Genomic DNA, 21,934 nt, shown 5'->3' on the forward strand with positions numbered 1-21,934 from the left:
GTGAACATGGTCATGTGAACCGAAAGGCGGCCCGGGTGTCCCCCGCCCCGGGCCGCCCGGGCCCGCCGCCGGGAGGTCCGTGACCAGCGCTTGCGCGGAACTCCCTCCGCCGGGAGTTCCGCGCAAGCGCTGGGAGCGCCGGGACTCCGGTGTTGAAATGTCCGATTCCGTGGTCTTGAATGGTGCCTCATCCGGTGGGTCCCGAGCCGCGCACCCGGCGACGACCATCCGCCGCGCGCTGCCGGACCCCTCTCCGCGGACCCGCGCACCACAGCGGTCCCAGCCCAAGGAATCATCGATGCCGGCTCCCCTGCCCCCGCCGCCCTCCCCTGCCCTGAAGGGCGCCTCCGCCAGCGCGGCCGCCCTGCTGGCCCTCGCCCTCTGCGCCCCCGGAACCGCCGCCGCCGACACCACGACCGACCCCCTGGAGGGGAACCGCGGCTTCCTGGTCGTGGTGGAGGGCGACGCCACCCTCGCCGGCAACGAGTCGGAGGGGCCCGTCGCCGTCGGAGGCGACCTGTCCTTCGGGGCCTACAACGTGGCCGCCCACACCCCCGGCTCCTACGTCGCCCCGGGCGACGAGCACCCCTCCGCGCTGGTCGTCAACGGATCCGTCGACCTCGGCTCCAGCTCCGGCGACCTCAAGGTCCTCCAGAGCGGCCTGGTCAAGGTCGGAGAGCCCGGGGGGAGCGAGATCAGCACCACGGACGCCAACGGCGCTGAGGTCGCCACGGTCATCGCCGCCCCCGGCGCCCGGGAGGCCGCCCCCAGGATCTCCCTGACCACGCGCCAGAGCCGGGACTCGGTCGTCGCCGAGGCCTTCGACGTGGCCGCGCTGTTCCCCGCCCACCGGCAGCGCTCCGCAGGCATGGCCGCCTGCGACACCACCGTGGAACCGCTGCGCACCGGCGGCGGGGGAGCGGCCGTACCGCCCTTCGGCAGCGGGGCGAACGTGACCCTGCCCCTGGAGGAGGGCGCCAACGTCTGGAACGTCGACGCCCGCGACCTGGCCGACCTGGAGGTCATCACCTTCGAGGACGCCCCCTCCGCGCAGGCCCCCCTGCTGGTCAACGTGGACACCTCCGGCGTCGACGGCGACTTCGCCTGGCGCACCCCCAACATGGCGGGTATCGGCCTGGCCCAGGCGCGCCACATCCTCTTCAACTTCCCGGGCGCCTCGGCGGTCACCTTCACCGAGGACAGCCGCACCCTGGAGGGGACGGTCTACGCCCCCGACGCCCGCGTGCGCTGGCTCTCCCCCTCCAACATCGAGGGCGCCGTCGTCGCCGCGTCCTTCGAGCACGGCTCCCCGGAGGAGGGGATCACCGGCAACGGCGAACTCCACAACGGCGACTTCCGCGGCGAGCTGCCGCTCTGCGGTGGCGGCGGCGAGGAGCCCGGGACCCCGGAGGGCCCCGAGCCGACCCCCGGCACGGAGGAGCCCGGTGAGCCGGAGCAGGAGCCGACCCCGGGCGGGAAGCCCGAGGAGGAGGCCCCCGCCTCCGGGGCCCCCGACGCGGAGTCCCCGGCCCCCGTCGACGCCTCCGAGGGAGCGCTGCCGGTGACCGGTGCCAACGTCGCCCTGCTGGTCGCCGGGGCCCTCGCCGCCGTCGCGGCCGGTACCGCCGCGGTCGTCGCGGCCCGGCGCCGCAGGGCCTGAGCACCCGAGGGGTCCCCGGGTCATCCACGGACGGCCCGGGGACCGCACGGCGCGGCCGGGTGCGCCGCCCTACCGGGCGCGCCGCACCCGGCCCTCGTCCCACACCGGCTCGTCGGACTCGTAGACGTCTCCGCCCGCGCCGAACACCAGGAACCGGTCGAAGCCCCGGGCGAACCAGCGGTCGTGCGTGACCGCGAGGATCGTCCCCTCGTAGGCGTCCAGCGCCGCCTCCAGCGCCTCCGCCGACACCACGTCCAGGTTGTCGGTCGGCTCGTCCAGCAGCAGCATCGTCGTCCCCGACAGCTCCAGCAGCAGGATCTGGAACCGCGCCTGCTGCCCGCCCGACAGCGTGTCGAACGTCTGCTCCGCCGCCCGCGCCAGCTCGTAGCGGTCCAGCGCCCGGCCCGCCTCGTCGCGCGGCAGTCCCCGCCGGGCGCCCTCGCCCCGGTGCAGGACGTCCAGCAGCGTCCGCCCGGCGAACTCCGGGTGCTCGTGCGTCTGAGCGAACCACCCCGGCAGCACCCGGGCCCCCAGCCGCGCCCGCCCGCCGTGCGGCACCGGCGGGACCCTGCCCCGCTCCTCCGCGGACAGCGGTGTCCCCTCCGGATCCGAGCCGCCCCCGGCGAGCAGCCGCAGGAAGTGCGACTTGCCCGACCCGTTGGACCCCAGCACCGCGACCCGCTCCCCGTAGTGGACCTCCAGGTCGAACGGGCGCATCAGCCCGGTCAGCTCCAGGCCGGTGCAGACCAGGGCGCGCTTGCCGGTGCGCCCCCCGCGCAGCCGCATCCGCAGGCTCTGGTCGCGGGGCAGCTTCTCCGGCGGCCCCGCGTCCTCGAACCGGCGCAGCCGGGTCTGCGCCGACTGGTACCGCGACGCCATGTCGGAGTTGTACGCGGCCTTCTGCTTGTACATCGACACCAGCGCCTTGAGCTTGGCGTGCTCGTCGTCCCAGCGCCTGCGCAGCTCGTCCAGCCGGGCGAACCGCTCCCGCCGCGCCTCGTGGTAGGTGCCGAACGCGCCGGTGTGCGTCCACGCCGTGTTCCCGGCCGCCCCCAGCTCCAGGGTGACGATCCGGTCGGGGACCCGGCTCAGCAGCTCCCGGTCGTGGGAGACCAGCAGCACCGTCTTGGGGGTCGCCAGCAGCGCCTCCTCCAGCCACCGCTTGCCGGGCACGTCCAGGTAGTTGTCGGGCTCGTCCAGCAACAGGAGCGGGGCCGGGCCCCGCAGCAGGGCCTCCAGCACCAGCCGCTTCTGCTCGCCGCCCGACAGGGTGCGCACCTCGCGCCACCGGCACCGCTCGTAGGGGACGCCCAGCGCCGCCGTGCAGCACCGGTCCCACACCACCTCGGCCTCGTAGCCCCCGGCGTCCCCGTAGCGGGAGATGGCCCCGGCGTAGCGCATCTGCGTCTTCTCGCCGTCGTCGACCATCATCGCGGCCTCGGCCGCCTCCAGGTCCGCGTGCGCTTCGCGCACCGCGGACGGTGACACCGACACCAGGAGTTCGTGCACGGTGGTCTCGTCGCGCACGTGCCCGACGAACTGGTCCATCACGGCCAGGGCGCCGTCCAGGGTGACCGCGCCCGACCCGGGGCGCGTCAGCCCGCGGATGATCCGCAGCAGCGTGCTCTTGCCCGCGCCGTTCGCGCCGATGAGGGCCGTGGTGGAGCCGTCACCGACCCGGAAGGACACCTCGTCCAGCAGCACCCGGCCGTCCGGCAGGGTGAGGGCGACCCGGTTGACGTCGATGTGGGCCACGGCCGCACTCCACCCGGGGATCGGCGACAGGGCCCGGCGCACGGCCCGGACCGCGCACCTTCCCGCAGGCTGCCACGGCCCCGAACGGCCGGGCAAACGGTTTTCGGCCCCGCCCGGGGCCTTGTCCACAGGCTCCGGGCGCGTGGCCCGTCCGGGGCCCGGGAGTGCTGTCCGCGAGCTCCGCCCGCCGGGCGCGGAGCGTGTCCGGCTGCGTCGAATCCGCAGGCGGCCCCGGGGCGGGGGCCGTTGTCCACAGGCTCCGCCCGCCGGGCGCGGAGCGGCCCCGGCCGCTGCCATAATTGCCAGAGCCCGCGGGCCGGACGGGGGAGACGCACGGCCGCGCGGGCCGGTCCGCCGTGCGCACGCTGCGGCGCACCGTCGGCACAGGCGACACACGGGAACGGGGAACCACGGGTGGCCGAGCGCAGCGCTCTCGACCTGGACGCGCTCACGATCAGCGATCGCTTCCAGCTCTTCAACTTCACCCGCCGCGACGACCACGTCACCTACCTGTGGATCCTGCGCGCCCTGGAGCGGCTGCGCGAGGTCCACCGGGTCCAGGCGGGCGCCGAGGACCTGGCCGCCACCCTGCGCGAACTCGCCGCCGCCCACGACGGTGTGCCCGCCCTGGACGCCGCCGACCTGCGCTACCGCCTCGACGAGCTGTACGCCGACCGGGTCGTCCACCGCTTCGACGACGCCTCCCGCGCCGGCAACCTCGCCCGCTACCGCAACCGCCAGTCCGTCTACCAGTTCAGCGAACTCGGCTACCGGGCCTACCGCGCGGTCGAGGGCGTCCTCAGCGCCCGCAGCGAGGACGTCAACCTGTCCCGCCTGGTCTTCTCCGACGTCCTGGAGGACCTGCGGGCCCTGGCCGACGCCAACCGCGCCGGCCGCGCCGAGCACGTCTACCGGCGGCTGTCGCGCCTGGACTCGGTGATGGAGGACATGGGCCGCCGCTCCGCCCAGTTCCACGTGACCCTCGGCGAGATCCTGCGCTCCACCGACGCCTCCCCGGACACCTTCCTCAAGTACAAGAACGCCCTCCTGGTCCACATGACCGAGTTCATGGCCGAACTCGACCGCTACCAGCCCCGCCTGGAGCGTGCCGTGCGCGAGGTGGAGGAGACCGGCCTGACCACGCTGCTGGCCCGCGCCGCCGACACCGACGAGCGCCTCTTCATGGACCGGGACGAGCGCCTCGACGACTGGCGGCGCCGCTGGTCGGCGCTGCGCGGCTGGTTCACCACCGAGGGCGGCGCCCCCGCCCGCGCCGCCGAACTCCACGCCGCCACCCGCTCGGCGACCTCCGGGGTCATCGCGCTGCTGCGCCAGCTCACCGAGGCCAGGCGCGGCGGGGTCAACCGCTCCACGCAGCTGCGCCACCTGGCGCAGTGGGTGTTCGACACCCCCCACGACGGCGCCGCGCACGCCCTCATGGGGGCCGCCTTCAACGTCCGCTCCGCGCGCCACCTGGGCGTCGCCCACGAGGACGACGAGCAGATCTCCCCGAACGCCACCTGGTGGGACGCCCCCGGAGTGGAGGTGTCGGTGACGCTGTTCCGCAGCGGCAAGGCGCCCACCGCCGGGGTGCCCAAACCGGTGCGCCGCAACCCGAACGCCCGCGCCGAGATACGCCGCCGCCAGGTGGCCGACCGCGCCGCCGACCGCCAGGCCGCCGCCCGCTTGGCTGAGGAGGGCGCCCACGACCGGGTCCTCGACGAGGTCGACACCCGCGTGCTGCTGCGCCTGATCACCCGCGCCCTGGAGTCGCGCGCCGTCGTCGCCGGGCTGCTGTCCTCGGCCACCGGCACCGACGAGGGCACCCTGGTCCGCCTGGTCCCCAGCGACACCGGAAGCACCGTCCGCACCACCCGCGGCCTGCTCCACCTGCCCGGAATGCGGCTGGAGCTCGCCCCCCGCGCCCGCCTCCGTGGAGCCGCCCGATGAACCGCGCGCCCTCGCGTCCCCGCCACCCCGGCACCCCGGTCGTTCCCGGCGGGGCGCCACGGGTGCCCGCCCGCGCCGTGCCGACGCCCGTGCGGCGGCCGTGTGCCGCCCGAGGTGCGGCCGTCCGCCCCGGCACACCGCCCCTCCGCGTCCCGGCACACCCGGGGGAGGGGCCGTGAGCCGACGACGCCGTCCCGCGCAGCGGATCGACCCCGCCGACCTCGGCTCCTACCAGCAGGCGATGCGCCGGGTCCTCACCTGCGACCTCATCACCCGGTCCCGTCCCCGCCCCGGTGTGCTCGCCCACGTCCTGCGCTGGGCCGACGAACTCTCCGAGGACCTGCGCGACCTGTTCGGCCACACCCTCATCGCCACCACCGAACACGTCCGCCTGGTCCGCGCCCCCGACCTCCTGGACCCCACCCAGCGCCAGGTCTTCGCCCGCGGCGGCCGACCCTTCGACCGCCGCCGCCTGGCCTACCTGTGCCTGCTGCTCGCCTCCTTCCAGCGCTCCCAGGTCGAGGTGAGCCTCGCCGACCTCATCCGCCACTTCGCCCCCTCCGCCAACTCCATCGACGGCCTGGGGTACGACCCCACCGACGGCACCCACAAGGCCGCCCTCGTGGACGTCTGCTCCTGGCTCGTCGAGCACGGCGCCCTGCACGTCTCCGACGGCTCCCTGGAGGCGTGGGCCGGCGGCACCGGCCAGGCGGACGCCCTCTTCGACATCGACCACGAGGTGTGCGAGGTGCTGTTCCGCCCCGCCCGCCCCGTCCAGCACGTCACCGGCGTCACCGGCCTGCTCGTCCACCACCCCGCCGAGCCCACCCGCGAACAGACCGCCCGCCGCGCCCGCCGCCTCCTCGCCGAGCACCCCGTCGTCCACTACGCCGACGTCACCCCCGACGTCGCCGACGCCCTGCGCACCCCCGGCGTCGCCGAGGAGGTCGCCCACCTCACCGGCCTGACCGTCGAGCGCCGGGCCGAGGGCGTCCTGCTCGCCGACTCCGGCGGCCTGTTCACCGACCGCCCCTTCCCCGGCCGCGGCAGCGCCGTCAACCGCACCGCCGGGCTCCTGCTGGCCAAGATCGCCGACCGCATGGAGACCGCCCGGGCGGCCCTCACCCACCTGCCGCTGCCCCCGGCCCCGGACGCCCATGCCGACCTCGTCGCCGGCATCGACTCCGCCCTGCCCCGCGAGGGCGTCGTCGACGCCCTGGCCTGGACCGTCCCCGCCGACGCCGCCGCGGCCCCCGAACCCGCCACCGCGCCCCTCATCGAGCAGGGCCGGCTGGAGGCCATGGTCGACGACCTGTTCGCCGAGTTCGGCGCCGCCTCCTTCACCGCCGCCTGGCAGCGCGACCCCCGCGGGCTGCTCGACGCCGCCCTCGAACTTCTCACGGACCTGCTCCTGCTGCGCCCCGTCCCCGGCGGCGTCCTCGTCCTGCCCGCCGCCCTGCGCTACCGCAACATCCAGGGCGCGCTGCCCCAGCGCCCCGACACCGGCATGCTGCCCCTGGGCCTCGAACCGGAAGGAACCTGATGTCCCACGACCGCTTCAAGCCCACCCGGGCCGGGGTGATCAACCTCTGGGACTACCGCGACGAGGAGTTCACCTTCGCCGACGGCCGCCTCGTCCTGCGCGGCCACAACGGCTCCGGCAAGACCAAGGCGCTGGAGGTGCTGTTCCCGTTCATCCTGGACGGCCACACCGACCCGCGCCGCCTGGACCCCTTCAGCGGCCAGAACCGCACCATGAAGTCCAACCTGCTCTACCAGGGACAGGACGCCGAGTACGGGTTCGTGTGGACGGAGTTCGCCCGACCGGGCGAGGGTCCGCGTCCCGAGACCGTCACCCTCGTCATCGGCCTGCGCGCCCAGCAGCACCGGGACGGTGTCGCCACCTCCTTCTTCGTCACCGACAAGCGCCTGGGCGTCGACTTCGGCCTGCTGGCCACCGACAACCGGCCCCTCACCGAGCGCCAGCTCAAGGCCGCGCTGGGCGAGGGCTCCCACCACGCCTCCGCCACCGACTACCGGGCGGCCGTCGACGCCCGCCTGTTCGGCCTGGGCGGGCGCTACGTCCAGCTCCTCGACCTGCTGCTGGCCCTGCGCCGCCCGCTGCTGGCCAAGGACCTGGACCCCGAGAAGGTCTCCGACACCCTCACCGCCGGGCTCAGCCCCGTCGACGAGGGGCTCATCGACCAGGCCGCCCGCGACTTCGCCAACCTCTCCGCCGTCCAGCGCCGCTTCGACGACGCCACCGCCTCCCACACCGCGGTGGAGGACTTCACCACCTCCTACACCTCCTACCTCACCGCGCACGCCCGCCACCGCTCCTCCGGCGTCGCGGCCTCCCTGGCCCGCGCCGAGGAGTACATCTCCGCCCTCGCCGGGCACGCCGCCGCGCTGGCCGAGGCCACCGCCGAGGGGGAGCGCCTGGCCGCCGAGGTCGGCCGGGTCGGCAAGGAGGCCGACGAACTGGAGGCGGTCCGCCGGGGCCTGTCCGAGAGCGAGGCGCTGCGCGACGCCCGGGCCCTGGAGGTCGAGCTGCGGCACAGCGACGACCGGGACCGCGAACTCGCCGAGACCGCGCGCCGCCTGGACCGCCAGAAGGAGGAGGCCACCCGCCTGGGGGAGGAGGCCGACGGGGTCGCCCGGCACCTGGAACAGCGCCGCTCCGTCATCGCGGACCTGCTCGCCGAACTGGAGGAGTCCGCCGACCTCGCCGGGGTCACCGGAGACGGCGAGGGCCCCGCCGACAGCGACCCCGAGACCGCCCGCGCGCGGGCCGCCGCCCGTACCGCCGACCTCGACGAGGTCCGCGCGCACCTGTCCGACCTGCACCGGGTCGAGGCCGAACGCGGCCGCGCCGAGGCCGAGGCCGCCCGCGCCCTGACCTCCCTGACCGGGGCCGAGGAGGCGTGCGCCGGCGCCGAGTCCGAGCTGGACTCCGCCCGCACCGGCGTCGCCGAGGCGCTCGCGGACTGGTCCCGGCGCTGGGCACAGGGCCCGGGAGCGGTCTGCGACCGGGTGTCCCCGCCCGCGCTCGACACCGCCCTGGACACCTGCGGCCAGCCCGGCGCGCCCACACTCGCGGAGGTCTTCACCGACCTCACCGACCCGGCGCGCACCGACGCCATCCGCCACGAGCACCGCCTGGCCGGCGACCGCGAGCGGATCACCGGCGACCTGGCGGCCGTGCGCGCCGAACGCGCCGAGATCGCCGCCGAACGCGACGACGCCCCGCCCGCCGACCGGGCCCGCACCGCCTCCCGCGAGGGACGGCCCGGCGCCCCGCTGTGGCGTCTGGTCCGGTTCGCCGACGGCCTGGACCCGGCCCGCGCCGCCGGGATCGAGGGCGCCCTGGACGCCGCCGGCCTGCTCACCGCCTGGGTCCACCCGGACGCCGGGGCGGCCGGAGCCGCGCTCGCCGCCGGGGACGCCGACGCCTACTTGGCCCCCGCCCCGCGCGGGAGCGCCCCCGCCGGGCCGACCCTGGCCGACGTCCTGGTCGCCGAGGAGCAGGACCACGTCCCCGCGGAGGTGATCGACCGCCTCCTCGCCTCGATCGCCCTGGCCGACGCCCCGGGCCCGGTCGACACCGTCCGGGCCGTCCCGGAGACCGCGAACACCGCCCGGGAGGTCCCGGCCGCCTATCCCTCCGTTCTTTCCGTCCACGGCGGCGCGCCTGCGTACGGCGGGGCGCCGACCACCGCCGACGGAGTTCCCGCCGTCCCGGCCGACCCCGGCACCGGTGCCGGGGTCGCCGCCCCGGGTGCGCCCCTCGCCCCCGGAGCCGCGTCCTCCCCGCCCGCCACGCGGATCACCACCGGCGGGCACTTCTCCCTCGGTGTACTGGTGGGGGCCGGACCCAAGCCCGCCCCCGAGTTCATCGGCGCCACCAACCGCGCCGCCCGCCGCCGCGAGCGCCTCGCCGACCTCGACGCCCGCATCGCGGCGTGCACCACCGAGCTCGCCGACCTGGAGGAGCGCCTCGCCGCCGCGGCCGACCGGGTCAAGGCGTTCGCGCTGGCCCGCACCGACCTGCCCGACACCGCGCCCGTCGCCCGCGCCCTCAAGACGGTCGAGCACCACGCCACGCTCGTGGCCGGGGCCCGCACCGCCCGTGAGCACGCCCGCCTGCGCCTGGACTCCGCCACCGCCGACGTCGACGCCCACCGCACCCGGCTGCGCGCGGCCGCCGCCGAGCGCTCCCTGCCCACCGCCCCGGCCGACCTCGACGCGGTGGCCGCGGCCCTGGACGCGTTCCGCGCGGCCCACCGCGCCCTGCTCCAGACCCGCACCGACGTCGAGCGCGCCGAACACGACCTCGCCGAGCGCACCGCCACCATCGAGCGCCTCACCCTGGCCCACGCCGCCGACACCCGGGCCCACGAGGAGCGCGCCGCCGAGCACGCCGAGACCGTGAAGCGGCTCCAGGTCCGCCAGGAGAGCGTCGACGCACCCGCCCGGGAGACCATCGACCGGCTGCGGCGCACCGAGGGGGACCTCGCCCACGCCCGCTCCGTCCTCGCCGACCTGCGCCAACGCGCCACCGCCGCCCGCGACGGCGTCGTCCGTGCCGAATCGGGGATCGAGAACGGCCGCTCCTCCCTCCTCCTCTCCCTGGAGGGCGTGTTCGAGCACTGCGCGGGCCTGGCCCCGCTCACCCGACCCGGCACCCGCACCCTGCTGGGCGTCGACGGCGACCGCGCCTGGCCCGCCCCGGCCCTGTGGCCCGGCGCCGAGGAGGCCGCCGACCGGGTGACCGCGGCGGTCACCGGCGGCACCGCCCCCGCGAAGGCCCTGCGCTCGGTCCTGCCGCCGGGCGCCGCCGACACCCTGGACGCCTTCACCGCCGCCGTCGGCACCGCACCCGTCACCGAGTCCGCCCTCAAGACCGCGGGCACCCGCATGTCCGAGGCCCTGCGCGTGTTCACCGACGCGCTCGCCGCCACCGCCGACGGCCACCAGGTGGACCACGAGGCCGACCCGAGCGGCCTCGTGGTCGTCCACGTCAACGACGAGGCCGGGCGCAACCCCCTCCCGGCCTTCGCGCGCCTGGTCGCCGAACGCGTCGAGGAACAGGACGCCCTGCTCCGCCGCGAGGAGCGCGGCGTCCTGGAGGACGAACTCCTCTCCGCCCTCGCCCAGCAGATCCACGAGCGCGTCCGCACCGCCCGGGACCTGGTCCGCAGCATGGACTCCGACACCCGCTCGCGCCCGATGACCTCCGGCACCCGGATCGGCATCCGCTGGACCCGCGCCGACCACCTCACCGACCGCCGCCGCACCGTCGCCGACCTGCTGCGCCGCGACTCCGTCGGCCTGGGTCAGGGCGGCCTGTCCGAACTGCGCGGCCTGCTGCGCGAACTGATCCGCGAGTACCACGCCGCCCATCCCCGCGCCACCTACAAGCAGGTCCTGGCCGCGGTCCTGGACTACCGCGAGTGGTACCGGTTCGAGCTGCGCAAGGCCGTCCCCGGCCAGGACGAGGTCCGCCTCACCAAGGCCAAGCACGAGGAGATGTCCGGCGGCGAGAAGTCCGCCGCCATCCACCTGCCCCTGTTCGCCGCCGCCAACGCCCTGTACTCCTCCGCCCGCGCCACCTGCCCGCGCCTGATCGCCCTGGACGAGGCGTTCGCCGGCATCGACGACCGCTACAAGCCCGAGCTGATGGGCCTCACCGTCACCTTCGACCTCGACGTGTTCATGACCGGGCACGACCTGTGGGTGCACTACGACAGCGTCCCCATGGCCTCCCACTACGACATGCACCACGACAAGGCGTCCCACACCGTCTCCGCCATGTTCATGCTGTGGGACGGCGCCCAGGTCGTCGACGCCGACGCCGGGTTCTCCGGCAACGACGCCCTGTCCTCCCACCTGCTCGGCATCACGCCCAGCCGGTTCGTCCCGCTGGCCACCGAGGGGACCCTCCCGGTCGACCTCGCCGATACCGCCGAAGCCGACTGACCCGGGAGGCCCCGTGCCCGAGCATCCGCTGAACCGTCCCGCCTACGCCCGCCTGCTGGCCTCCGCCCGGCGGGTCGTGGAACTCCATAACGGCGAGGTCGAGGGCGGCGCCAGTGTGCCCGGCCCCACCGAGGCCGAGCGCAACGCGATCCAGGGCCTGCTCGGCACCGCCTACTCCCCGGGCGCGCGCACCCTCCGCGTACCCCTGGCGAAACTCGACGCCGCCCTGCGCCGCTCCCGCAACGAAGGGCTCGTGGACGTGCTGGAGGCCGTTGGGCCGCCCCTGCGCCGACGCCGCGACGAGGAGCGGGAGAGGGAGAGGCTCCGCGAGGAGGTCCTCGCCCCCGCCCTGAACAGCCCGCTGACCGCCCACGACTGGTACCGCGACTGGCTGGGGCGGACCGCCAAGGGCACCGTCACGTGGCTCACCAACGAAAAGAAGACCCAACGCCTGGCCCGGGCCGTGCGCATCCTGGAACACGTCACCGCCGACGACCCACCGCGCCTGACCCGCCAGGACCTGGCAGCCCGGACCGCCGGGGACACCAAGGCCCTGGAGCCCCGGACCCCGCTCGCCACCCTCGTCCTGGGGGCGCTGGCCGAACGCACCGGCCTGCCCCGGTCCGACAGTGCCGAGGCCGCCCGCGCCCTCTGGGAGGCCCACGGCGTCATCAACGACGACCTGTCCAGCCGGGTCCTGGTCCTGGGCCTGCCCGCCGCCGGGGCCGGACTGGGGGAGTGGCTCACCGGCGCCGCCGCGCTCGGTGTCCCGTTCCAGGTCACTCTCCACCAGCTCGTCACCTTGCCGATCACGGTGACCGCCCCGGTCGTGTCCGTCTGCGAGAACCCCGCGGTCCTGCGCACCGCCGCCGAACGGCTCGGCGCGGCCTGCCCCCCGCTGCTGTGCACCGAGGGCTGGCCCGCCGCGGCCTTCCACCGCCTGGCCTCCGCGATCCGTGCGAACGGGGGGCGGCTCCGCTACCACGGCGACTTCGACGCCGCCGGGGTGGCGATGACGCGGTACGCGATCGCCCGCCACGCGGCCGAACCCTGGCGCATGACCGCCGCCGACTACACGTCCCGCGTCGACGATTCCTTCCCGGAGCTGTCCGGGGCCGCCGCCCTCGGACCCACCCCCTGGGACCCCGGACTCGCCGAGGCCATGGCCCGGCACGGGCGCGCCGTCCACGAGGAGTCCGTGATCGACGACCTGCTGCGAGACCTGGCGGGCGGCCCGGTCCCGGTTTTGCCCGGTCCGGAGGATGCGCGGCCGTCCGGCCGGGCATGACTCCCTGAGCGCGAAGCACAGGGAGGGCGGCATGGACGGCAACCCACCTCCGCAGGAGGACTCCGGGCGCGGGCCCCGCTGGGCACCGCCTCCGCCCGTGCCGCCCTCGGCCCCCGGCCCGGGCTGGAGCATCCCGCCCCAGGGCGGCCCCCGCGTCCCGCCGCGGCCGGCGGGGTCCGCCCCGGCACCGGACCCGTACCGGCGGCCCGCCCGGGGCGTCTCCCCGTGGCTCACCCTCGCCGTCGGCCTGTTGGCCGGAGCCCTCCTGGGAGCGGTCGCCACCCTGCTGCTCACCTCGGTCGACCTGCGCGGGCGCCCCTTCGACACCGCCCTGGAGACCTGCGGCCTCACCGACCACCCCTCGGCCGAGGTCGGCGACGAGGGCCGCTCGGTGTTCCTCCAGCACCGGGGGGCCACCGACACCGCGGGTCTGGGCGACGACGAGCTCGACTGCGTCCTCCGGGAACTCGGCGCCCCCGACAGCCTGTTCGTCGAGATGGGCCAGACCCGTGCCCTGGACGGACGCCGGAGCCTGGAATGGGACGGCATCGAGGCGACCTGGAGCTTCCACCCCGACGACGGAATCGACACCCAGCTGGTCGCCCGTTGAGGCACGGGGTCTACCCTGGCCGGGCGGTGTCGACCCCGCGGGGCGGCAACCGCCCGGGCCGGACGTCCCGCCCGCCCCGGGGAACTCCACGGGAAAGCCACGCATGAACCTCATCAAGAACATCGCCGACTTCACGGGCCGGTGGTTCGCGGTCCTGGTGCTGGGCGGAGCCGTGCTCGGGCTCGCGCTGCCCGCGGCCACGGCGCACATCACCCCGTACATCTCGCTGCTGCTCGCCGTGATCATGTTCGGCATGGGCCTCACCATGCGCCCGGCCGACTTCGCGATCGTCGCCCGCCACCCCAAGGCGGTCCTGCTGGGCGTGCTGGCGCAGTACACGGTCATGCCCCTGCTGGGCTGGGGCATCGCCCACCTGCTCGGCCTGCCGCCGCTGCTCACCGTCGGCATGATCCTGGTCGGCGCCTCGCCCGGCGGCACGGCCTCCAACGTGATCGTCTACCTGGCCCGCGGGGACGTCGCCCTGTCGGTGGCGATGACCTCCATCTCCACCGTGCTCGCCCCGCTCCTGACGCCCCTCCTCGTGCTGGGCCTGGCCGGGTCCACCCTGCCGGTGGCCGCGGGCGACCTGTTCCTGTCGATCCTGCAGATCGTCCTGGGCCCCGTCGTGGCGGGCCTGCTCCTGCGCATGGCCGCCCCCGCGCTGGTCGAACGCCTGCTGCCCGCGATGCCGCTGGTCTCGGTGACCGGCATCGTCATCGTGGTCGCCGGGATCGTCGGAGCCAACGCCGGCGCCGTCCTGGGCACCGGCCTGCTGGTGGCGCTCGCCGTGGTCCTGCACAACGGCCTGGGCCTGGGCCTGGGCTACCTGGTCGGCACCCTGGGCCGCCTGCCCGACAGCGCCCGCCGCGCCGTCAGCGTGGAGGTGGGGATGCAGAACTCCGGCCTGGCGGTCGCCCTGGCCACCGCCCACTTCTCCCCGCTCGCCGCCCTGCCGGGCGCCCTGTTCTCGGTCTGGCACAACCTGTCCGGCTCGGCGCTGGCCACCTACTGGGCCCGCCGCGCCCCGAAGGACGAGCCCGCCCCGACACCCTGACCGAAAACGAGTACCCGGGCACGACCGAACCCACACCCGTAGCGGCGGTCCACAAACGGACACCTCCGTGAGGGTGATCGGCCCGCGCCGGAGAGCGATGCTTGGCAGGCTGTGACCATGGCTCGCATCATCTCCGGCCTCCTCGCCCTGTCCCTGACCACGACCGGCGCCCACCTCCCTCCCGTCCCGCCCCCGCCGCCCGCCCCGGCGGTCCCGGCGGCCCCCTCCGTCCTCGTTCCGGCCCTGCGCGCGCACGGCCGCCGCCGCAGGCGCGTCCCCCGCCCCCGCTGTCACTTCGACTGACGCCGGACCGCCCGGAGCAGCGCCTCCCAGGCCAGGCCGCCGCCCACGGCGACCGCGCCCACCGCGAAAAGCCCGCCCAAGCCGAAGCAGAACAGGCCCATGAACACCAGCAGGAGCAGCGAGGTCCCGGCCCCGCTGCCGAACCCGGCGTCCTCGTAGACGCGGTCGGCCGTGGTCGTCGTCAGCCAGGTGTCCTCCCCGGGCACCCACCGCACGTCGGCGACCCGGCCCGGCTCGCACCCCCGCGAGGACCGCACCTGCACCCCCTCCCGCACGGCCCCGCCGTCGGACTCGAAGGTCCCGAAACAGATCCTGGTGGTGCTCCGGGAGTGGCGCACCTCCTCATGGGTCACCGTCACCCGCCCGGCCTCCCCGGACCACCCGTAGGCGGCCCCGAGCGCCCGCAGCTCGTGCCCGGCCAGCTGCACCCCGACCGCCAGGAAGAAGTACGCCACCGCGGCGGCGACCGCGGCCATCACCAGCCGCCACACCGGATACTCGATCCCCGTGGCCCGCCCCCCGGCGCCCTCCGCCGGCTCCGGCCGCCCGGACGCCGCCGCGCGCCGCCGCGTGCCCCACCGCTTCCACCCGCCCATGCGGTCACCTCCGCCGTACTCCGATCCCCGCGCCGCGGCCCCGGTTCCGGTCCGGGCCCCGCCCCTCCGACGAAGACGACGCCCCCTCCCGCGGGCGGGCAGGGCGGGCCGACCGCGGTCGGGACCGGCGGGCCGGATGGAAAGGCCGCTCACCCGCCACCGGGCAGGCGGCTTTCCGGAGGGGCCCGTTCCGCTGTGTCGGCAGGGGTGGGCGGATCGGCTCCGGTGAGCTTTGAAGAAGTACCCCAGAAGGACCGACGGCCGGTGGGAATCGGCTCGGTTCGACCCTCCCTGTCGGTTTGGACGCAACATCTCGGTGGACACCGGCCGCCTTACGGGGAGGCCGTGACCGGCTCGCCGTTTCCCTGTGTGACGCACCTTCCGGAGCGTCCTTGTGCACCTGACCTCGGAGCCGGGCTCGGGAGCGGCCTCCGGAGCGGAAGGGGAACCCGGGAAGCGGCGTCCTGGCCCCAGGCGAACCGCCGAGTCGGATCGTTCATGAAGAAACTGGATTGTTAACCCGATTCACAGGGTTCTGTGTATTCTGGTTTCAGTTGAGAACGCCAAGTCTCCCACTTACAGGGACGGCGATCGCCTGCCCCGGGTTTACCCGGACGGAGGTCCGCCGTGTGCAGAAACCCGTTCCTGTGCGTGAGGTGCTCGACTCCGAGTCGCTATTCGCCGTTCGGTCCGGTGAATACCCGACACGGGTGACGGCGGTGTGACGGGCCGTACCCGCAACCCTCAGGGCCGCGGTCCGTGATGAGAGAACCGCCGGAAGAAGTGCGGGGAGCGCCCTCGGGCAGGCGGGCTCCCCGCCCAGGGAATCGAGGAGGACATCGGTATGGAATTCGCGGAGAAGGTCGCGGCACTCAGCTCCAAGGCACAGAAGCAGCGTGACCTGACCCAGACCGAGGAGGCTGCGAAGAACGCCTTCGTGATGCCTTTCATCGCCACGGTCCTGGGCTACGACATCTTCGACCCGCGCGAGGTCGTTCCCGAGTTCACCGCGGACATCGGGGTGAAGAAGGGAGAGAAGGTCGACTACGCGATCATGCGCGACAGCGAAGTGCAGATGCTCATCGAGTGCAAGAAGGCCAACGGCGCGCTGAAGGTCGAACACGCGTCCCAGCTCTTCCGGTACTTCGCCGTGACCAACGCGCGGATCGCCATCCTCACCAATGGTGTGGAATACCAGTTCTACACCGACCTCGAAGCCCCCAACCTGATGGATTCCAAGCCCTTCATGGTGCTCGACCTCGGGGATGTCGACGAGAGCCTGCTGCCCGAACTGCACAAGCTGACCAAGTCGTCCTTCAACCTCGACTCCGTCATCAGCGCCGCGGAGAAGCTCAAATACCTCGGCGCCATCAAGCGCGTACTCGCCGAGCAGTTCAGCGAGCCCGACGAGGCGTGGGTCAAGTCGCTCGCCGGCCGCGTGTACGACGGCACCTTCACCAAACGGGCGCGGGACCAGTTCACCCCGCTCGTACGCGAGGCCGCCTCGGCGTTCCTCGACGACCAGGCCAACATCCGGCTGAAGAAGGCCCTGGAGGCCCCCCGGCCCCCGGCGGAGGCGGACACCGCGGCCGACGACGGGGAGGCGCCCCAGGAGGGCGAGGAACGCGGTACCGGAATCGAGACTACGCTGGAGGAGCTGGAGGGGTACCAGGTCGTCAAGGCCATCGCGTGCAGCGAGGTCAAGCCCCAGCGGATCACGCACCGCGATTCCAAGAGCTACTTCGCGATCCTGCTCGACGACAACAACCGCAGGCCGATCGCGCGCCTGCACTTCAACGCCCGGTCCAAGAAGTACCTGGGCACCTTCGACGCGGACAAGAACGAGACCCGCCACCTCCTGGGGTCGATGGACGAGATCTACCTCCACGCCGACGCGATCCGGGCGGCGGTGCGGAGCCACATGGGCTGAACTGGCGCGGCCCGGTCGGCGGGTCCGCGGGCTCCGGATCCTTCCCCTTCACCCTTGCTTCCACGGCTGCGCCCGGAACTTCCGCCGGGCGCGGCCGGTTTCCTTCATCCGGGAGATCGAGCGGGCCGGTGCTTTTCGCGGTACCGGCGGGGCGCGGTGCCCCTGGCCGGGCGAGGACCGACAGCGCTGGAGCCGAACGGTTCACCGGTGCGCTGAAGCCCGTGACGCCACGGCCTGGAGGGGGAGCCCTCCCTTCCCGAGTCGGCCCCGTGAAAACCCTCGGGGGCGAAACCGCCGGGGACTCCACCGGGAGACCGCGGAGCGGCCGTCGGTTCGCCTCCCGCGCCCGTTGGCGGACCGGAGCCGACGGATGCGCGTGAAACCGCCCGCACCCCGGCCGCGGGCGGTTAACCTGCCCGGGTGACGACCTCTGAGACCGCGGACACCGCTCCGGACCACGACCCGGCCGTGATCGAGGCACTGCTCGAAGCGGCCGTCACGCGGTTGAGAACCGTCGGCGCCCTGCGCTCGGAGGAGGTCGAACGCGCGGTACGGGCGGTGCCCCGCCACGCGTTCGCCCCGGAGTTCCCGCTGGAGGAGGTCTACGACCCCAGGGCCGTGCTGATCACCCGGCGGGCCGAGGGCGGCGGCGCCACCAGTTCGGTCTCGGCGATCTGGGTGCAGACCCTCATGCTGGAGCGCGCCCGCCTGGAGCCCGGCATGCGCGTGCTGGAAGTGGGCGGTGGCGGGTACAACGCCGCCCTCATCGCCGAGGTCGTCGGGCCCACCGGGACGGTCGTCTCCATGGACATCGACCCCGTGGTCACCGAACGCGCCCGCGGCTTCCTGGCCCGGACCGGCCACTCCGACCGGGTGGAAGCCGTTGTCGGCGATGCCGAGCACGGCCACCCGGCGGGCGCCCCGTTCGACCGGATCATCGTGACGGTCGCCGCCACCGACCTGCCCCCGGCCTGGACGGGGCAGCTCGTCGACGGCGGCCGCCTCGTGCTGCCGCTGGGGGTGCGCGGCCACCAGCGGATCACCGTGTTCACCAAACAGGGCGGCGATCTGCTGGTGGGGGAGACCGGCAACCACGCCGGGTTCGTGCCCATGCAGGGCGCGGGTGCTCCCGCGCCCCGCATGGTTCCGGTCACCGGGGCGGTGGAGCTGGTCACCGACGCCGACCCGGTGCCCGCTCCCAAGGCACTGCCCGGGGTGTTCGCGCTCTCTGCCCACCAGGTGCGGTCGGGGGTGCGCATCGGCGGGATGGAGCCGTTCAGCACTCTCCAGATGTGGATGACCGGGCTGTCCGGGTTCGGCCTGCTGACCGGGACCGCCGAGGACTTCGTCCACCGCCCCATGGTCCCGAACGCCATCCCGGCGGTGTGGGACGGCGCCACCCTGGCCTACCTGCTGCTCCCGAAGGTCCCGGACCCCGCCGAGGCGTACGAGTACGTGGCGTGCGGGCACGGCCCCCGGGCCGAGGAGACGGCCGCCGCCCTGGCCGAGCACGTTCGTGTCTGGGACCGTGAGCACCGCAACGGCCCCGGGCCGCGGTTCCTGGCCCATCCCGACCTGCCCGGGGCCGACGGGGTGATCCGTACCCGCCACACGCGCCTGCTCGCCCTGTGGGACCGGACCGAACACGACCACGCTCTGGACTGGAAGGCCGACACCCGGGAGTGAGCGAGGTGTTGGTGCCGGTGCCACTGGGCGGGGCGCGCTATAGGTCCCGAACTTGCAGTCGTCGACGGGCGTCCTCGTGGGCCCGGCCGGGAGGCTCCGCGCCCGGCCGGGCCCGGCGGGGTCAGCGGCCGACGGGGGTGAAGTCCCGGGAGGAGAGGAACTCCGGGCGCGGGGACGGCGCGCTGAACGGCTCCGCGCAGGCGTTCTCCACGCTGTTGAACACGATGAACACGTTCGAGCGCGGGAACGGGGTGATGTTGCCGCCCGACCCGTGCATGCAGTTGGAGTCGAACACGGTCACCCCTCCGGCCCCGCCCGTGAGCACGTCGATGCCGTGCCGGTCGGCCAGGAGCGACAGCGACCCGCCGTCGGGCGTGCCCACCTGCTGGCTCTTCAGCGAGGAGCGGTAGTGGCCCTCGGGGGTCTCTCCCACGCACGACACGAACGTCTTGTGCGATCCGGGCATGATCATCAGGGCGCCGTTGTGGGAGAAGTTCTCGGTCAGGGCGATCGAGAAGCTGCACGCCCGCATGCGCGGCATGCCGTCCTCGGCGTGCCAGGTCTCGAAGTCGGAGTGCCAGTAGAAGGCGCCGCCGCCGAAGCCCGGCTTGTAGTTGACGCGGCTCTGGTGCACGTACACCTCGGAGCCGAGGACCTGGCGGGCACGTTCCACCAGGCGCGGGTCGTTCACCAGGTCGGAGAACACGGGGCTGATCCTGTGCACGTCGAAGACCGAGCGCACCTCCTCCGAGGTCGGCTCGACCACCAGGCGCTCGTCGCCCCGCAGCGCGGGATCGGCGGCCAGGCGGTCGAGTTCGTCCCGGTAGGTCGCGACCTCGGCGCCGGTGACGAACGCCTCGACCTGTGTGTAGCCGCGGCGGTCGTAGCCTTCGAGCACCTCCCGGGTGAAGGGGCCCTCACCCGTGCCCCAGAGGACGGGGTCCTTGCGGTCGAGCAGGGCCGGTTCGGGGGCCTTGCGGGTGGGGTACTCGTCGGCGGTCGATGCGGGAACATCCATCTGCAGAGTCATGGCCGAATCCCCTTGCGGGGCCTCATCCTCTCCGTGGTCGACGGTTTTTCCTGCCGATACGGGAACTTAACAAATGCGGGGGGTGGGGAGGCGGCGACCTTTCGGGTGCGGGGTTTGGCGGTTTATCTGCTGGGTAGGGCTCGATTACTATATGGGCCGGGATCCTTCCGTCCGTCTTTTTTGCGGGCTCGGACGGGGGATTTCCGCCGTGTCCGATCGGCTCACCTGCGAAGGGGGCCCGGGGTGCATCTCCCTTCACTCTTCGGAGTAATACCAGTTCGTCGCCTTGTGAACCCCTGAAGGCGGATCCGATCGCTCCGTTGCACACTTGTGCTATGCGCTAGCTCACATGAATCCGGTGCAGAGGTCGGTGCATAAATGCCAGGCGGCTGACATTGGGGCGTTCCAGGGCGTGTGCATTCAGGTGTGAAAAGCGAATGCAGGGTCGCGGGTATCGGATGGTGGATTTGTTGAATGCGGTGATGCAGATGGCAAGGGGAGTGGCGTGATCTGCGGCGGTGGAATGGCCGTGCATTTCGCCGTGCGGGTGCACGGGACCGCGGGCGCGCACCCGCTGTCGGTGGGCTGTGGTTGGCTCGTTCCATGGGTGTCGAGATCGAACGTTTCCTGCGGTTGGTGAAGGCGCTGCCCGAGGGCGAGCGGCAGCAGGGTGAGAAGTACACGACCTTCCGGGTGCGCGGAAGGCCGTTCGGCTACCTGTGGCCGCGCACCGCCACGGTCGGCCTCAAACAGACCCTGCTGGAGCAGAAGGCCCTGGTGGCCGAGCGCCCCGAGGTGTTCGAGGTGCAGTTCACCGCCGGCGGGTACGGGTGGGTGGTCGTCCACCTCGACGGGATCGAGCTGGACGAGCTCAGCGAACTCCTCCTGGAGGCCTGGTTCCACACCGCGCCCGAGGAGCTGCACCCCGTCCAGCCCACGCCCGAGGAGCTGGTCGGCGCCTGAACGGTGCGGGGCGGCCGGTCGGCCGCCCCCGTCACCGCGGCGCGGGGACCACGCGCAGCACGGGGCGCTCGCTCCGGCGCCCCGGGGCGGTGCCCCGGCCGGGATGCGAGGTGAGGGACAGCCCGAACATGAGGGAGTCGAGCTCCGAGAGCGGGATGTTCAGCTCCCGGGCCACCCCGCTCGGCGTGGTTCCCCGGGAGCGCAGCAGCGCGAAGACCTTGGGCAGGATCTGCGAGGTCTCGCGGGCGATCCCGTCCGGTTCGGCGGTGCGGTACCCCATCTCGGCCAACCGGCGGCAGGTGGAGCGGTACTGCCAGTCGGTGAGCAGCTCCAGGTCGTGCAGCCGGTGGGTCAGGGCCATGGCCGAGACCCGCCAGATGGACTTGGCCTTGAGAATCTGGTCGACCTGGGCGCCCGAGGGCATGCGCGCCACCACGTCGGCCCGGGGCATGAGGAAGGCGCTGGCGAACCGGTTGGCCTCGCGCTCCGCCTCCGGTCCGCTGAGCGGCCGCTCGTCCCCGTGCATGACCAGGTGGCCGAGTTCGTGGGCGCAGTCGAACCGCCCGCGCTCGCCGCTCTTGGCGGTGTTGAGGAAGACGTAGGGCACCGAGTCGCGCCAGAACCCGAACGCGTCGACCTCGTGGTGCTCGCTGTCCAGCGAGAACACGCGCAGGCCCTGCGCCTCCAGCAGGTGCACCGTGTTCGGCGCCGCGGTGTCGCCCAGCTCCCACAGGGCGCGCACCGTCTCGGCGCAGTCCTCGGGGGAGGGCCTGCCGTAGGTGGGGACGTTGGGCTCGGGCAGGGAGAACCGCTCGGTGAGCCAGTCGTTGAACTCGACCGCCAGGGCCGCCTGGGAGCGGACGGCCCGCTGCTTGCGCAGGGAGGTCCGGGTCCGCGCGCGGAACGCCACCGCCTCGGAGGCCACCTCCTCTACCTCGTCCGCGGTGAAGAACCCCGCCGGGAAGCCCAGCGCCCCGGCGATCCTGCCCAGGGCCTCCCCGGTGGGGGAGGTGCGGGCGTTCTCGTAGTCGGACAGCCGCTGCTGCGGTATCCCCGTCAGGGCCGACAGCCGCGCCATGGTGAGCGCCCTGCGCTCCCGTGCGAGTCGGATGCGGGACGGCGTGACCATG

At 74.1% G+C, this 21,934-nt stretch carries 15 protein-coding genes; 11 read left to right on the plus strand and 4 right to left on the minus strand.

The annotated features are described in order from the left end of the window. The first annotated feature begins 298 nt into the window (after nucleotides 1–298). Nucleotides 299–1,660 (plus strand): choice-of-anchor A family protein, encoded by a 1,362-nt coding sequence (locus BUE45_RS25100; RefSeq protein ID WP_073382525.1) that lies wholly within the window; start codon nucleotides 299–301, stop codon nucleotides 1,658–1,660. Nucleotides 1,661–1,729: 69 nt separating this feature from the next. On the opposite strand, the gene BUE45_RS25105 is transcribed toward BUE45_RS25100, so the two are convergent. Further along, nucleotides 1,730–3,415, minus strand: a complete 1,686-nt coding sequence (locus tag BUE45_RS25105; protein WP_073382528.1) for an ATP-binding cassette domain-containing protein — start codon at nucleotides 3,413–3,415, stop codon at nucleotides 1,730–1,732. A gap of 414 nt (nucleotides 3,416–3,829) precedes the next feature. Here BUE45_RS25105 and BUE45_RS25110 point away from each other — a divergent pair, with 414 nt between their 5' ends. The 7 genes from BUE45_RS25110 (at nucleotide 3,830) to BUE45_RS32025 (ending at nucleotide 14,599) form a co-directional block, all read left to right on the plus strand. Then, nucleotides 3,830–5,365 (plus strand): TIGR02677 family protein, encoded by a 1,536-nt coding sequence (locus tag BUE45_RS25110; protein ID WP_073382531.1) that lies wholly within the window; start codon nucleotides 3,830–3,832, stop codon nucleotides 5,363–5,365. Between the two features lie 175 nt (nucleotides 5,366–5,540). Next, complete coding sequence (locus tag BUE45_RS25115; RefSeq protein ID WP_073382533.1) at nucleotides 5,541–6,908, plus strand: DUF2398 family protein; 1,368 nt, start codon at nucleotides 5,541–5,543, stop codon at nucleotides 6,906–6,908. After that, nucleotides 6,908–11,344 (plus strand): SbcC/MukB-like Walker B domain-containing protein, encoded by a 4,437-nt coding sequence (locus BUE45_RS33925; RefSeq protein ID WP_073382536.1) that lies wholly within the window; start codon nucleotides 6,908–6,910, stop codon nucleotides 11,342–11,344. Before BUE45_RS25115 ends, BUE45_RS33925 begins: the two co-directional genes overlap by 1 nt. Before the next feature lie 13 nt (nucleotides 11,345–11,357). After that, on the plus strand, nucleotides 11,358–12,632 hold the full coding sequence (locus BUE45_RS25125) for a TIGR02679 family protein (RefSeq protein ID WP_073382538.1): 1,275 nt from the start codon (nucleotides 11,358–11,360) through the stop codon (nucleotides 12,630–12,632). Nucleotides 12,633–12,663: 31 nt separating this feature from the next. Beyond that, nucleotides 12,664–13,242, plus strand: coding sequence for a hypothetical protein (locus BUE45_RS31450; protein WP_143173474.1), 579 nt, complete (start codon nucleotides 12,664–12,666; stop codon nucleotides 13,240–13,242). A 103-nt stretch (nucleotides 13,243–13,345) separates the two neighbouring features. After that, nucleotides 13,346–14,296: a bile acid:sodium symporter family protein gene (locus BUE45_RS25135; protein ID WP_073382541.1), complete on the plus strand. Its 951-nt coding sequence runs from the start codon at nucleotides 13,346–13,348 to the stop codon at nucleotides 14,294–14,296. Nucleotides 14,297–14,413: 117 nt separating this feature from the next. Beyond that, the gene (locus BUE45_RS32025) at nucleotides 14,414–14,599 is read left to right on the plus strand and encodes a hypothetical protein (RefSeq protein WP_143173475.1); all 186 of its coding nucleotides are present in this window, start codon (nucleotides 14,414–14,416) and stop codon (nucleotides 14,597–14,599) included. On the opposite strand, the gene BUE45_RS25145 is transcribed toward BUE45_RS32025, so the two are convergent. Next, entirely contained in the window at nucleotides 14,587–15,195 is a 609-nt protein-coding gene (locus BUE45_RS25145) for a hypothetical protein (RefSeq protein WP_084737811.1), read from the minus strand. The genes BUE45_RS32025 and BUE45_RS25145 overlap by 13 nt on opposite strands. A gap of 844 nt (nucleotides 15,196–16,039) precedes the next feature. Between BUE45_RS25145 and BUE45_RS25150 the strand changes: the two genes are divergently transcribed. Both BUE45_RS25150 and fxlM read left to right on the plus strand, forming a co-directional pair. Then, nucleotides 16,040–17,125 (plus strand): type I restriction endonuclease, encoded by a 1,086-nt coding sequence (locus tag BUE45_RS25150; RefSeq protein WP_073382547.1) that lies wholly within the window; start codon nucleotides 16,040–16,042, stop codon nucleotides 17,123–17,125. A 420-nt stretch (nucleotides 17,126–17,545) separates the two neighbouring features. Beyond that, nucleotides 17,546–18,811, plus strand: a complete 1,266-nt coding sequence (fxlM, locus tag BUE45_RS25155) for a methyltransferase, FxLD system (RefSeq protein WP_073382550.1) — start codon at nucleotides 17,546–17,548, stop codon at nucleotides 18,809–18,811. Nucleotides 18,812–18,932: 121 nt separating this feature from the next. Here the strand turns inward: fxlM and thpD are convergent, their stop codons facing one another. Continuing rightward, a complete protein-coding gene (gene thpD, locus BUE45_RS25160) occupies nucleotides 18,933–19,841 on the minus strand; it encodes an ectoine hydroxylase (RefSeq protein WP_178378651.1) in 909 nt (302 codons plus the stop codon). A gap of 603 nt (nucleotides 19,842–20,444) precedes the next feature. Between thpD and BUE45_RS25165 the strand changes: the two genes are divergently transcribed. Continuing rightward, nucleotides 20,445–20,804 carry an MmcQ/YjbR family DNA-binding protein gene (locus BUE45_RS25165; RefSeq protein ID WP_073382555.1) on the plus strand — a complete coding sequence of 120 codons (360 nt, stop codon included), beginning with the start codon at nucleotides 20,445–20,447 and terminating at the stop codon, nucleotides 20,802–20,804. 31 nt (nucleotides 20,805–20,835) lie between these two features. Here the strand turns inward: BUE45_RS25165 and BUE45_RS25170 are convergent, their stop codons facing one another. Then, complete coding sequence (locus BUE45_RS25170) at nucleotides 20,836–21,933, minus strand: helix-turn-helix domain-containing protein (protein WP_073382557.1); 1,098 nt, start codon at nucleotides 21,931–21,933, stop codon at nucleotides 20,836–20,838. Nucleotide 21,934 lies beyond the last annotated feature (1 nt).

The sequence above is a fragment of the Nocardiopsis flavescens genome, assembly GCF_900141985.1.
In the GTDB taxonomy this organism is placed as follows: domain Bacteria; phylum Actinomycetota; class Actinomycetes; order Streptosporangiales; family Streptosporangiaceae; genus Nocardiopsis; species Nocardiopsis flavescens.

Excerpts from the sequence above, each read along its gene's own strand:
- BUE45_RS25100 (WP_073382525.1), top strand. The coding sequence starts at position 299 with ATGCCGGCTCCCCTGCCCCCGCCGCCCTCCCCTGCCCTGAAGGGCGCC.
- BUE45_RS33925 (WP_073382536.1), top strand. The coding sequence starts at position 6,908 with ATGTCCCACGACCGCTTCAAGCCCACCCGGGCCGGGGTGATCAACCTC.
- BUE45_RS31450 (WP_143173474.1), top strand. The coding sequence starts at position 12,664 with ATGGACGGCAACCCACCTCCGCAGGAGGACTCCGGGCGCGGGCCCCGC.
- BUE45_RS25135 (WP_073382541.1), top strand. The coding sequence starts at position 13,346 with ATGAACCTCATCAAGAACATCGCCGACTTCACGGGCCGGTGGTTCGCG.
- BUE45_RS32025 (WP_143173475.1), top strand. The coding sequence starts at position 14,414 with ATGGCTCGCATCATCTCCGGCCTCCTCGCCCTGTCCCTGACCACGACC.
- BUE45_RS25145 (WP_084737811.1), bottom strand. The coding sequence starts at position 15,195 with ATGGGCGGGTGGAAGCGGTGGGGCACGCGGCGGCGCGCGGCGGCGTCC.
- BUE45_RS25150 (WP_073382547.1), top strand. The coding sequence starts at position 16,040 with ATGGAATTCGCGGAGAAGGTCGCGGCACTCAGCTCCAAGGCACAGAAG.
- thpD (WP_178378651.1), bottom strand. The coding sequence starts at position 19,841 with ATGACTCTGCAGATGGATGTTCCCGCATCGACCGCCGACGAGTACCCC.
- BUE45_RS25165 (WP_073382555.1), top strand. The coding sequence starts at position 20,445 with ATGGGTGTCGAGATCGAACGTTTCCTGCGGTTGGTGAAGGCGCTGCCC.
- BUE45_RS25170 (WP_073382557.1), bottom strand. The coding sequence starts at position 21,933 with ATGGTCACGCCGTCCCGCATCCGACTCGCACGGGAGCGCAGGGCGCTC.